Genomic DNA, 12,837 nt, shown 5'->3' on the forward strand with positions numbered 1-12,837 from the left:
AAAATTGTTTTTTAGTATAATAGTTTATTGTGAGCGAACCTCACTTACCCCTTGCAAAGTCTTGGGGTCATTAGACCAAAAGGAGGAACATATCAATGGCTAAATACGAAATTCTTTATATCATTCGTCCAAACATTGAAGAAGAAGCTAAAAACGCTTTGGTAGCACGTTTTGACTCTATTTTGACTGACAACGGTGCAACTGTTGTTGAATCAAAAACTTGGGAAAAACGTCGTCTTGCATACGAAATCCAAGATTTCCGTGAAGGACTTTACCACATCGTTAACGTTGAAGCAAACGACGATGCAGCTCTTAAAGAGTTTGACCGTCTTTCAAAAATCAACGCTGACATTCTTCGTCACATGATCGTCAAAACTGACGCGTAAGAAGGTAAACTATGATTAACAATGTTGTACTTGTAGGGCGTATGACACGTGATGCTGAGTTGCGTTATACCCCATCAAATGTAGCAGTTGCGACTTTTACTCTTGCAGTAAACCGTACATTTAAGAGTCAAAATGGCGAACGTGAGGCTGATTTTATCAATGTCGTTATGTGGCGCCAACAGGCTGAAAACCTTGCTAACTGGGCTAAAAAAGGCTCACTTATCGGGGTGACAGGTCGTATCCAGACTCGTAGTTACGATAATCAGCAAGGACAACGTGTCTACGTGACAGAGGTCGTGGCTGAGAATTTCCAAATGTTGGAAAGCCGTAGTGTGCGTGAGGGTCACACAGGTGGAGCTTACTCTGCACCAACTGCAAACTATTCAGCACCTACAAATTCAGTACCAGACTTTTCACGTGATGAAAATCCATTTGGAGCAACAAATCCATTGGATATTTCAGATGATGATTTACCATTCTAATGGACAACTAAAATTATAAAGGAGAAAAAACATGGCTCAACAACGTCGTGGCGGATTCAAACGCCGTAAAAAAGTTGATTACATCGCAGCAAACAAAATTGAATATGTTGATTACAAAGATACTGAGCTTCTTAGCCGTTTCGTTTCAGAACGTGGGAAAATCCTTCCTCGTCGTGTAACAGGAACTTCAGCTAAAAACCAACGTAAAGTAACAACAGCTATCAAACGCGCTCGCGTAATGGCTTTGATGCCTTTCGTAAACGAAGATTAAAAAAGAGGTCCGGGTGGACCTCTTTTTCAGACCCGCTTGGGTCTTTTTTTCACGAGCCTTGAAATGAGAGAGCGAGTTGGGGCTTGTGGCTCTCTTTTTCATGAGCTTTAAAACAAGAAAGCGAATTAAGACCTGGTTGGGTCTTTTTTCACGAGATAGTTTTTTTCTGACCTTGGCGTGCTATAATGGTAATAGAAAGAGTAAAGGTGGGTAAGTCAAAGATGAATTGTACGATTAGAAATATGATTAAGTCTGATATTGAATCCTTATCTCATGGATTTATGAATCAAGGTTGGCCTGGTAGAGAGGAAATTTTGGCTAGATATTTTCTGGAACAGGAAAGTGGGGAGAGAGAAGTCTTAGTTGTAGAGATTGATGGTGCTGTAGCGGGCTACGTTACCATTTTGCCCTCTGCTAAACATGGTCCTTTTGCAGAAGTCTATCCAGAATTATCAGATTTTAATGTGTTTGAGCCTTTTCGAAATCAAGGGATTGGGAATCAACTGCTAGAAGAAGCAGAAAAACGAGTCAAGTTTGTTTCGAGTAAGGTCACTCTTGGTGTAGGTTTGCACTTAGGCTATGGCCCTGCCCAGAGATTGTATATCAAACGAGGCTATATTCCAGATGGGACAGGTGTCTGGTATCGAAATCAACCCTTGGAAATGAATGCAACTAGCCAAAATAATGATGATTTGGTTTTGTATCTAGTAAAGGAATTCGGATAGGAGACAAGGATTTTATTGGGGATGTGGTATTTAGCTACTTTATGGTATAATGGAAAGAGTTAGATTGAAAGAGGTAGTGAGATGGATGCCAAATTAAGATATAAGGCAAAGAAAATCAAGATTGTCTTTTTTGATATTGATGATACATTGCGGAATTCAAAGACAGGTTTTATTCCAGCTTCAATCCCAACTGTTTTTAAGCAATTACGTGAGAAAGGAATTTTGACAGGTATTGCTTCTGGACGAGGGATTTTTGGTGTCGTTCCGGAGATTCGTGAGCTCAAGCCTGACTTTTTTGTAACTTTGAATGGGGCTTATATCGAAGATAAAAAATGTCAGGTCATTTATCAGCATCAGATTGAGAAGTCAGATGTTGAGGAGTATATCTCTTGGGCCAAGCAAGAGGGAATTGAGTATGGTTTGGTTGGGAGTCATGATGCCAAGTTGTCGACTCGCACCGATATGATGAGTGAAGCGATCAATCCAATTTACCCTGATTTAGATGTAGATCCTGATTTTCATGAAAAAGAAGATATCTATCAGATGTGGACTTTTGAAGATAAGGGAGATGACTTGCACTTGCCTGATAGTCTCTCAGACAAACTTCGCATGGTTCGTTGGCATCAACATTCGTCTGATATTGTGCCGATTTCAGGCTCCAAAGCGACGGGTGTGGAAAAGGTTGTGGAACACCTAGGATTGAAACCAGAGAACGTCATGGTTTTTGGAGATGGACTCAACGACTTGGAACTCTTTGATTATGCTGGAATCAGCGTTGCAATGGGAATTTCTCATGATAACATCAAAGAAAAAGCAGATTATATTACAAAAACATTAGAAGAAGATGGCATTTTTGATGCCTTAGAAGGATTTGGTATGGTAGAAAAAGAATTGCATTTCCCACAAGTAGACATTGAAACAGTAGAAGGTCCTATCGCGACTATTAAGACCAATCACGGAGACTTGCGTATCAAGCTTTTCCCTGAACATGCTCCTAAAACAGTGGCTAACTTTGTAGCTCTTTCAAAAGATGGTTACTATGATGGTGTCATTTTCCATCGTATTATCAAGGACTTTATGATTCAAGGTGGAGACCCAACTGGAACTGGTATGGGTGGCGAGTCAATCTACGGCGAATCATTTGAGGATGAGTTCTCAGAAGAACTTTACAATATCCGTGGTGCCCTTTCCATGGCTAATGCTGGTCCAAATACCAACGGCAGCCAGTTCTTTATCGTGCAAAATCAACACCTGCCATATTCTAAGAAAGAAATTGCTCGTGGTGGTTGGCCAGAACCGATCGCAGAAATCTATGCCAACCAAGGAGGAACTCCTCATCTAGACCGCCGTCACACTGTATTTGGTCAGCTAGCGGATGAAGCTTCTTATGCTGTCTTGGATGCCATTGCTGCTGTTGAGACAGGGGCCATGGACAAGCCAGTTGAAGATGTTGTGATTGAAACAATTGAAATCGAGGACTAAGATGAAAATCGGTGATAAGCTAAAGGGCCGTATTACAGGGATTCAGCCCTACGGTGCCTTTGTTGAGCTAGAGACGGGTGATACGGGGTTGATTCACATTTCAGAGATTCGGACAGGCTTTATTGAAAATATCCAAGAAGCCTTGAAAGTCGATGAAGAGGTTCAAGTTCAAGTAGTGGATTTAGATGAATTTACAGGGAAAGCTAGTCTTTCTATCCGCACTTTGGAGGAAGAAAAGCACCAGTTTCCGAGACGGAGACGCTTTTCAAGCGACCGTTTTAACTACGGTTTTGCTCCTCTCAAACGAATGATGCCAATTTGGACCAAGGAAGCCCTTCAACATTTGAAGAATCAGAAGCACTAGTTAGAAATTTCTATCTTTTGTAATGTTAATATAAATTTGCTATAATAGGACCATGGAAGAAGAACAATTATTAAAATCAGGAGAGCGCATTAACCAGCTCTTTTCGACAGATATTAAAATCATTCAAAATAGAGAGGTTTTTAGCTATTCGGTGGATAGTGTTCTCTTGTCACGTTTTCCACGTTTTCCTAAGAAGGGCTTGATAGTGGATTTTTGCGCTGGAAATGGAGCGGTAGGGCTATTTGCTAGCACTCGGACTCAGGCACAGATTTTGGCTGTTGAGATTCAGGAGCGTTTGGCGGATATGGCTGAACGCTCTGTCCGTTTGAATGGTTTAGAAGAGCAGATGGAGGTCATCTGTGATGATTTGAAAAATATGCCTGCTTACATCCAGGGAAGTAAGGTGGATATGATTTTGTGTAATCCGCCCTATTTCAAGGTAGATCCTCATTCCAATCTGAACGAGAGTGAACATTATCTCTTGGCGCGCCATGAAATCACGACCAATTTGCAGGAAATCTGTCGTAGTGCCCAGAGTATTCTCAAATCCAATGGACGCTTGGCCATGGTTCATCGTCCTGATCGACTTTTAGATATCTTGGACAGCTTACAACGGCATAATCTAGCTCCTAAGCGCCTGCAGTTTGTTTATCCAAAAAGAGAAAAGGAAGCCAATATGCTTTTGATTGAGGCTATCAAGGATGGTTCAACAAGCGGTTTTAAGGTATTACCACCTCTCATTGTTCACAATGATGATGGCTCTTATACGCCTGAACTTGAAGAGATTTATTATGGATCATAAGGCTTATATGTACGTGCTGGAGTGCCGTGATGGATCTTACTATACAGGCTATACGACTGATGTGAGAAGACGCCTTGCTGTCCACAATAGTGGGAAGGGAGCCAAATACACACGAGCACGCTTGCCAGTCAAACTTATCTATGTTCAAGGTTTTGCCAGTAAGGAAGAAGCCATGTCAGCAGAAGCCCTTCTCAAGCGTAAGAAGAGGCCACAGAAGGAAAGATTTTTATCTGAAAATCAAGATAGAAATTTACTCATACTCAATGAAAATCAAAGATCAAACTAGGAAGATAGCCGTAGTCAGTACTTGAGTACGGCAAGGCGAAGCTGACGTGGTTTGAAGAGATTTTCGAAGAGTATCAGTTATTTTGAAGAATTGTGAGGAGCCCTTTGACTCCTCTTACTTTTGTCAAAAAGCGAAAAAAATGCTACAATAAAGAGAATAAATAAAATGAGGTATTATCATGTCTAAGATTCTAGTATTTGGTCACCAAAATCCAGACTCAGATGCCATCGGGTCATCTGTAGCCTTTGCCTACCTTGCAAAAGAAGCATACGGTTTGGATACGGAAGCTGTTGCTCTTGGAACTCCAAATGAAGAAACAGCCTTTGTCTTGAACTATTTTGGTGTAGAAGCACCGCGTGTTATCACTTCTGCCAAAGCAGAAGGAGCAGAGCAAGTTATCCTGACTGACCACAATGAATTCCAACAGTCTGTATCAGATATCGCTGAAGTAGAAGTTTACGGTGTTGTAGACCACCACCGTGTGGCTAACTTTGAAACTGCAAGCCCACTTTACATGCGTTTGGAGCCAGTTGGTTCAGCGTCTTCAATCGTTTACCGTATGTTCAAAGAACATGGTGTAGCCGTGCCTAAAGAGATTGCTGGTTTGATGCTTTCAGGTTTGATTTCAGATACTCTTCTTTTGAAATCACCAACAACACACCCAACAGATAAGGTTATTGCTCCTGAATTGGCTGAATTGGCTGGTGTCAACTTGGAAGAATATGGTTTAGCTATGTTGAAAGCTGGTACAAACTTGGCTAGCAAATCTGCTGAAGAATTGATTGATATCGATGCTAAGACTTTTGAATTGAACGGAAATAATGTCCGTGTTGCTCAAGTAAACACAGTTGACATCGCTGAAGTATTGGAACGTCAAGCAGAAATTGAAGCTGCAATGCAAGCCGCTAACGCAGCAAATGGTTATTCTGACTTTGTCTTGATGATTACAGATATCGTCAACTCAAACTCAGAAATCCTAGCACTTGGTGCTAACATGGACAAGGTTGAAGCAGCCTTCAACTTCAAACTTGAAAACAATCATGCCTTCCTTGCTGGTGCTGTTTCACGTAAGAAACAAGTGGTACCTCAATTGACTGAAAGCTTTAATGCGTAAGATTTTGGGTGTTAATTCAAATTAGGAAAGGCTAGTTTGACTTATATCGAAAGGAGTTTCGGCTCCTTTTTTTCTAGGAGTGAAGCATGTTAGAAAATGGCGATTTGATTTTTGTGAGAGATGAGTCAGATATGGGACAGGCCATCCAGACTTCCACAGGTAACTATAACCATGTTGCGATTTATTTGGATGGGATGATTTATCATGCTAGTGGAAAGGCGGGTGTTATCTGTCAGGAACCAGCAGACTTCTTTGAGTCCAATCACTTATATGACCTCTATGTTTACCCAGAAATGGATATCCAGTCTGTGAAGGAAAAAGCTAGCAAACATCTGGGAGCTCCTTATAATGCTTCTTTCTATCCAGATGGAGAAGGTTTTTACTGTTCCCAGTACATGGCAGAAATTCTCCCCATTTTTGAAACCATTCCCATGAAATTTGGAGATGGGGAGCAGGAGATTAGTGATTTTTGGAGGGAGTATTACAGAGAACTAGGTCTGCCTATTCCTTTGAACCAGCCGGGGACCAATCCTAGTCAGTTGGCAGCATCGCCTCTGTTAGAATGTAAAGAAAGGAATCTTCATGATTCAGATTTTTAATCCATCTCGTTTGACGAGACAGCCATTTTTTAGAGAATTGATCCGCTATCTGGACCAGCATGAGGATGTGATTTTACGGGAAATCAAGGCTCAATTTCCAGATATTGCAGTTGATAAACTCATGGAAGAGTATATAAAGGCAGGTTTGATTCTACGAGAAAATAAGCGTTATTACCTTAATCTTCCTATGCTTGAATCACTCGATAGTCTTGAACTGGACCAAGAGATTTTTGTCAAAGAAGATAGTCCGACCTATCAAGCCTTGTTGGAGCAGAGTTTTGAGACAGAATTGCGCAATCAAACCAATGTAGCTATTTTAGTTGAAAAAACAGATTTTGCGCGCACTAAAATGACCCTGTCTAATTATTTCTACAAGGTCAAACATCAGTATCCTTTGACAGAAAAACAGCAGGAACTTTATGACATTTTGGGAGATGTCAATCCTGAGTATGCTCTCAAATATATGACGACTTTTTTGTTGAAATTTCTCAAAAAAGACCAGCTTATGCAGAAACGTCGTGACATCTTTGTAGACAGTTTAGTTGTCCTAGGTTATATTGTTCAAAATGAAGATGGAAAGTATGAGTTGGCTATCGATTTTGATAAGGACAGATTAACTTTCTACTTAGCGTGAAATTTTGTTTCTGAGCACATTGTTTGACTTTCCTTAGTATTCGGTATAAACTATATGTAACCGGTAACACATATCGGAATAAAATTAAAGGAGACAATCATATGTCACTTGAAAACAAATTGGAACAAGCAACAGGTGCTATCAAAGAAGGATTTGGTAAAGTTACTGGAGATAGCAAGACTGAAGCAGAAGGCGCTGTAGAAAAGACAGTTGCTAAGGCAAAAGAAGTAGTTGAAGATGCTAAAGGTGCTGTAGAAGGTGCCGTTGAAGGTTTGAAAAACGCTTTTAAATAAAGATAAAAAAATCAAGGGTTTCATTTCCCTTGATTTTTTACTATCTTATAAATAATTTTCTGCGACGGCTGCATCACCTGGATAGGCTTCTTTCTTGCCTTGGACGATTTGGTAGCAATCGGCTCCCTTACCAGCGATAATCACAGCATCTAATTCTTGACTTGTGATAGCCATTGCTGCCTTGATGGCTTCTTTGCGATCCGCAATTTTTTCAACAGGATGATTGATGTAGCTACTAATTTCATCCGCAATGGCCATTGGGTCTTCATAATTGGGGTCATCAGCAGTCAAAAAGACTTGAATCTCAGGGTGTTGATTGAGGAGGAGGCCAAAGTCCTTGCGACGACTTTCTCCCTTATTTCCTGTCGAACCCAGAACCAGAGTAATCTTTCCTGTTTGATGAGTCTCTACAACCTTGATTAGTTTTTTGAGGCTGTCACCATTGTGGGCGTAGTCGATGAAAACCTTGGCTCCATTTTTCTGAGAGAGGACTTCCATACGACCAGGAACTCGGGTTGCAGCGATTCCTTTTTTGATGTCCTCAAGACTTGCTCCGAGACGGAGGCAAGCAAGTCCAGCAGCAACGGCATTTTCTTGGTTAAAGTGGCCAATGAGTTGAATATCATAATCTCCAGCGAGTTTACCCGTAGCTGAAAAGCTAAAGGCTTTGGAATTCTCGATTTGGTTATCAGACTGGCTGCCGTAGAAATCATGGTCTTGATCTTCTACTTGTTCTTTCAAGACAGAAAAGTGATCCATGTCACTATTAATGATGACTGCTCGGCTATTTTCCATCAAGAGACGTTTGTGGTAGAAGTAGTCTTCAAAGCTAGGGTGTTCAATCGGGCCGATATGGTCGGGGCTGATATTGAGGAAAACTCCCACATCAAAGGTTAGACCATAGACACGTTTGACCAGATAGGCCTGACTGGATACTTCCATAATGAGGTGAGTACGGCCATTTTGCACAGCTTGATTCATCATATCAAAGAGGTCAATACTCTCAGGGGTTGTTAATGCAGACTTAAAGAAACTCTTGCCATCTAGAGTTGTGTTCATGGTCGACAACATTGCAGGTCGGTGCCCTTGAGATAAAATGTTATAGGCGAAGTAGGCTGCTGTTGTCTTACCCTTAGTACCAGTAAAGGCCAGGAGTTTAAGTTTTTTCTGTGGATTGTCATAAAATTCCATAGCAATCAAACTCATGGCTTTCTTTATATCACTGACGATAATGGCAGGAATACCAACCTCATAGTCCTTTTCAGCCACATACCAACCGAGGCCTTGAGAGATGGCTGAAAGAAGAAATTCTTTCTTAAAGGCAGCGCCCTTGACGAAAAAGAGGCTCTTCTCTTTGGCCTTGCGGCTGTCATAGCAGATGGTGTCAAAGACGACATCGCTATAGTTGTAGTGATAGTGTCCTTGGTCGATAATCTCACGGAAGAGACCATCTTTCTTTAATATATCTAATACGGTTTCAATCTTAATCATACTTTCTATTGTAAACCGAAAGTCGTAAATTTACAAGTGACAAGGAAAAGTTTATAATGGAAGGTGAGGAATTTTTCCTAGTGATTAAAATAAAATGAGGAATCTATGTCTAACGAAAACAATCACCAGCAGGCCCAGATGTTACGGGGGACTGCTTGGTTAACGGCTAGTAACTTTATCAGTCGCCTGCTTGGGGCTATTTATATTATCCCCTGGTATATCTGGATGGGGTCTTATGCAGCTACGGCCAATGGTCTCTTTACCATGGGTTACAATATCTATGCCTGGTTCTTGCTGGTTTCAACAGCGGGGATTCCAGTTGCGGTGGCCAAGCAAGTGGCTAAGTACAATACCATGCGAGAAGAAGAGCACAGCTTTGCACTGATTCGGAGCTTTTTAGGCTTTATGACGGGACTAGGTCTGATCTTTGCTTTAGTCTTGTATGTCTTTGCTCCTTGGCTAGCAGATTTGTCGGGTGTAGGGAAAGACCTGATCCCAATCATGCAGAGCTTGGCTTGGGCAGTATTGATTTTCCCATCTATGAGTGTGATTCGAGGTTTCTTCCAAGGGATGAATAACCTGAAACCTTATGCTATGAGCCAAATCGCTGAGCAGGTCATTCGTGTTATCTGGATGCTTTTAGCTACCTTTATGATTATGAAAATGGGCTCAGGAGATTATCTAGCAGCCGTTACCCAATCCACATTTGCTGCCTTTGTCGGCATGGTAGCCAGTTTTGCAGTTTTGATCTATTTCCTTGCCAAAGAAGGATTACTTAAAAGAGTCCTTGAAACAGGAGATAAGATAAACAGCAAGCGTCTTTTGGTCGACACCATTAAGGAAGCCATTCCTTTTATCCTGACAGGATCTGCTATCCAGCTTTTCCAGATTTTGGACCAGATGACTTTTATCAATAGTATGAGCTGGTTTACCAACTATAGTAATGAAGACTTGGTTGTCATGTTTTCTTATTTCTCTGCCAATCCTAATAAAATCACTATGATTTTGATTTCTGTTGGGGTTTCGATTGGGAGTGTAGGTTTGCCACTTTTGACTGAAAACTATGTCAAGGGAGACTTGAAGGCGGCTTCTCGTCTAGTTCAGGATAGCATCACTATGCTTTTCCTATTCTTGCTACCAGCAACGGTTGGAGTAGTCATGGTAGGAGAACCTCTCTATACAGTCTTCTATGGCAAGCCAGATAGTTTGGCTATGGGCTTGTTTGTCTTTGCAGTTTTGCAGTCTACTATTTTAGGCTTGTACATGGTCTTGTCTCCAATGCTTCAAGCTATGTTCCGCAACCGCAAGGCCGTTCTCTATTTTATCTATGGTTCCATTGCCAAGCTGGTCTTGCAACTGCCAACCATTGCTCTCTTTCACAGTTACGGGCCTTTGATTTCTACAACAATTGGGCTCATCATTCCTAATTTTTTGATGTATCGGGACATTTGCAAGGTAACTGGTGTTAAGCGCAAAGTGATTTTGAAACGAACCATTTTAATCAGTTTGTTAACTATTTTCATGTTTCTAGTAGTTGGGACATTCCAGTGGATTTTAGGATTTGTCTTCCAACCAAGTGGACGTTTGTGGAGTTTCCTATATGTAGCCCTTGTCGGTGCCATGGGGGGAGGAGTTTACGGATTCTTGAGTCTCCGTACCCGTCTATTGGACAAGGTGATTGGAAAAGCCCAAGCAAATCGTCTACGAGCAAAATTAAGAATTTCTCAATAATTTTTTTATAAATAAAAGGGATAATTTGAACATTTCTATCATGAAATGCTTGAATTATTCTCTTTTTATTATTTTGTAGAATAATTTCTATAGTTTGTAGATAGAAATTTTATTTTTCTTAAATTTTACTTAAAAAGCTATTGACTAAATAAAACTCAAGTTGTATAATAAGACAAATATTTAAATCAGGAGGTTATGGAGATGAAAAAGTCTAAAGCCAAGTATGCAACGCTTGCAGGTGTCGTGTTAAGTGCGGGTATTTTGTTAAGCGCGTGTGGAAATTCCAGCACAGGGTCAAAAACATATAACTATGTTTACGTAAGTGACCCATCAAGTTTGAACTATCTAGCGGAAAACCGTGCAACAACCAATGATATAGTGACCAATCTGGTAGATGGGCTCATGGAAAATGACCAATATGGAAATTATGTTCCATCTTTGGCAGAGGATTGGAGTGTTTCTCAAGACGGTTTGACCTATACTTACAAACTGCGTAAAGATGCGAAATGGTACACTGCAGATGGGGAAGAATATGCTCCTGTAACTGCTCAAGACTTTGTGACAGGTTTGAAATATGCAGCTGATAAAAAATCCGAAGCCTTGTACTTGGTGCAAGAATCCGTTGCAGGTTTGGATGACTATATTAACGGTAAAACAACAGACTTTTCAACTGTTGGAGTCAAGGCTCTTGATGACCAAACTGTTCAATATACCTTGACACGACCAGAATCTTATTGGAATTCTAAAACAACTTCAACCATTCTCTTCCCAGTTAACGCTGATTTCTTGAAATCAAAAGGGGATGATTTTGGGAAGGTAGACCCATCTAGCATTTTGTACAATGGACCTTTCTTGATGAAATCCTTTGTTTCAAAATCTGTCATCGAATTCAAGAAAAATCCTAACTACTGGGATGCTAAAAATGTCTTTGTAGATGATGTGAAGTTGGCCTATTATGATGGTAGTGACCAGGATGCACTGGCTCGTAACTTTGTCGAGGGGGCTTATAGCTACGCTCGTCTTTATCCAAATAGTTCAAGTTTTGAAGGAATTAAAGAAAAGAATAAGGACAATATCATCTATAGCATGCAAGATGCTACTTCTTATTTCTTAAACTTTAATCTGGATAGAAAATCTTATAAATTCACTTCCAAGACAAGTGATGCTGAGAAGAAATCGACTCAAGAAGCGGTTCTTAACAAAAACTTCCGTCAAGCCATTAATTTTGCCTATGACCGTACAGCCTACGGGGCTCAATCTCAGGGAGAAGATGGTGCAACTAAGATTTTGCGTAACTTGGTTGTTCCTCCAAACTTCGTAAGTATCAATGGAAAAGACTTTGGTGAAGTAGTAGCCTCTAAGATGGTCAATTATGGTAAGGAATGGCAAGGAATCAACTTTGCGGATGCCCAGGATCCATACTATAATCCTGAAAAAGCCAAGGCTAAATTTGCAGAAGCTAAGAAAGAACTTCAAGCCAAAGGAGTCCAATTCCCTATCCACTTAGATAAAGCAGTAGATTTGACGAATAAGGCAGAGATTCAAGGAATTAATTCCATGAAACAATCAATTGAATCTGTCTTGGGTTCAGATAATGTTGTGATTGATGTTCACCAACTCTCTACTGAGGACTTTGATAATACAAGCTATCTGGCTCAAACTGCTGCTCAGAAAGATTATGATCTTTACAACGGTGGTTGGAGTGCAGACTATCAAGACCCTTCAACCTATCTTGATGTCTTTAATGTTAATTCTGGTGGTTTGATGCAAAATCTAGGTTTAGAGCCAGGTGAAGCCAATGACAAGGCCAAGGCTGTTGGATTGGATGTCTACACTCAAATGTTGGAAGAAGCCAATAAGGAGCAAGATCCAGCTAAACGTTATGAGAAATATGCTGATGCTCAAGCTTGGTTAGTAGATAGCTCTCTAGCAATTCCAAATGTTTCACTAGGCGGAACACCAACATTGAGAAAAATTGTTCCTTTCTCAACACCATATTCATTGGCTGGTAATAAAGGGGTTGAATCATATAAATACCTCAAATTACAAGATAAGACAGTCACAAAAGATGAATATGAAAAAGCTAAAGAAAAATGGCTGAAAGAAAAAGAAGAATCCAATAAAAAAGCTCAAGAAGAATTGGCAAAACATGTCAAATAAGGATTTTTAAAGAAAAC

General features: G+C 40.5%; 15 protein-coding genes. 14 read left to right on the forward strand and 1 reads right to left on the reverse strand.

Annotation, left to right across the window (positions count from 1 at the left end; translation table 11 throughout):
• Positions 1–95: 95 nt before the first annotated feature.
• The 12 genes from rpsF (at position 96) to O3664_RS07380 (ending at position 7,438) form a co-directional block, all read left to right on the forward strand.
• A complete protein-coding gene (gene rpsF / locus O3664_RS07325) occupies positions 96–386 on the forward strand; it encodes a 30S ribosomal protein S6 (RefSeq protein ID WP_001151786.1) in 291 nt (96 codons plus the stop codon).
• 11 nt (positions 387–397) lie between these two features.
• On the forward strand, positions 398–868 hold the full coding sequence (gene ssbA / locus O3664_RS07330) for a single-stranded DNA-binding protein SsbA (RefSeq protein WP_000609606.1): 471 nt from the start codon (positions 398–400) through the stop codon (positions 866–868).
• Positions 869–899: 31 nt separating this feature from the next.
• Entirely contained in the window at positions 900–1,139 is a 240-nt protein-coding gene (gene rpsR / locus O3664_RS07335) for a 30S ribosomal protein S18 (RefSeq protein ID WP_000068664.1), read from the forward strand.
• Positions 1,140–1,360: 221 nt separating this feature from the next.
• The gene (locus O3664_RS07340) at positions 1,361–1,864 is read left to right on the forward strand and encodes a GNAT family N-acetyltransferase (RefSeq protein WP_261069973.1); all 504 of its coding nucleotides are present in this window, start codon (positions 1,361–1,363) and stop codon (positions 1,862–1,864) included.
• An 81-nt stretch (positions 1,865–1,945) separates the two neighbouring features.
• A complete protein-coding gene (locus O3664_RS07345; protein ID WP_004257110.1) occupies positions 1,946–3,346 on the forward strand; it encodes a bifunctional Cof-type HAD-IIB family hydrolase/peptidylprolyl isomerase in 1,401 nt (466 codons plus the stop codon).
• A gap of 1 nt (position 3,347) precedes the next feature.
• Positions 3,348–3,710, forward strand: a complete 363-nt coding sequence (locus O3664_RS07350; RefSeq protein WP_000689605.1) for a S1 RNA-binding domain-containing protein — start codon at positions 3,348–3,350, stop codon at positions 3,708–3,710.
• 52 nt (positions 3,711–3,762) lie between these two features.
• Positions 3,763–4,512: a tRNA1(Val) (adenine(37)-N6)-methyltransferase gene (locus O3664_RS07355; RefSeq protein ID WP_000390769.1), complete on the forward strand. Its 750-nt coding sequence runs from the start codon at positions 3,763–3,765 to the stop codon at positions 4,510–4,512.
• Positions 4,502–4,798: a GIY-YIG nuclease family protein gene (locus tag O3664_RS07360; protein WP_000349617.1), complete on the forward strand. Its 297-nt coding sequence runs from the start codon at positions 4,502–4,504 to the stop codon at positions 4,796–4,798. Before O3664_RS07355 ends, O3664_RS07360 begins: the two co-directional genes overlap by 11 nt.
• Positions 4,799–4,976: 178 nt before the next feature.
• Positions 4,977–5,912, forward strand: coding sequence for a manganese-dependent inorganic pyrophosphatase (locus O3664_RS07365; protein WP_000036049.1), 936 nt, complete (start codon positions 4,977–4,979; stop codon positions 5,910–5,912).
• Positions 5,913–5,998: 86 nt separating this feature from the next.
• Positions 5,999–6,511: a YiiX/YebB-like N1pC/P60 family cysteine hydrolase gene (locus O3664_RS07370; RefSeq protein WP_004257120.1), complete on the forward strand. Its 513-nt coding sequence runs from the start codon at positions 5,999–6,001 to the stop codon at positions 6,509–6,511.
• On the forward strand, positions 6,495–7,145 hold the full coding sequence (locus O3664_RS07375) for a DUF1803 domain-containing protein (protein ID WP_371613831.1): 651 nt from the start codon (positions 6,495–6,497) through the stop codon (positions 7,143–7,145). Before O3664_RS07370 ends, O3664_RS07375 begins: the two co-directional genes overlap by 17 nt.
• 101 nt (positions 7,146–7,246) lie before the next feature.
• Positions 7,247–7,438 (forward strand): CsbD family protein, encoded by a 192-nt coding sequence (locus O3664_RS07380; protein WP_000051184.1) that lies wholly within the window; start codon positions 7,247–7,249, stop codon positions 7,436–7,438.
• A gap of 45 nt (positions 7,439–7,483) precedes the next feature.
• On the opposite strand, the gene O3664_RS07385 is transcribed toward O3664_RS07380, so the two are convergent.
• The gene (locus tag O3664_RS07385) at positions 7,484–8,929 is read right to left on the reverse strand and encodes a UDP-N-acetylmuramoyl-L-alanyl-D-glutamate--L-lysine ligase (protein ID WP_371613832.1); all 1,446 of its coding nucleotides are present in this window, start codon (positions 8,927–8,929) and stop codon (positions 7,484–7,486) included.
• A gap of 105 nt (positions 8,930–9,034) precedes the next feature.
• Here O3664_RS07385 and O3664_RS07390 point away from each other — a divergent pair, with 105 nt between their 5' ends.
• Positions 9,035–10,660: a polysaccharide biosynthesis protein gene (locus O3664_RS07390; protein ID WP_237447440.1), complete on the forward strand. Its 1,626-nt coding sequence runs from the start codon at positions 9,035–9,037 to the stop codon at positions 10,658–10,660.
• Positions 10,661–10,861: 201 nt separating this feature from the next.
• Positions 10,862–12,820, forward strand: a complete 1,959-nt coding sequence (locus tag O3664_RS07395; RefSeq protein ID WP_237447439.1) for a peptide ABC transporter substrate-binding protein — start codon at positions 10,862–10,864, stop codon at positions 12,818–12,820.
• Positions 12,821–12,837: the final 17 nt, after the last annotated feature.

It is taken from the genome of Streptococcus sp. 27098_8_109, from assembly GCF_041432295.1.
Taxonomy (GTDB): Bacteria; Bacillota; Bacilli; order Lactobacillales; family Streptococcaceae; genus Streptococcus.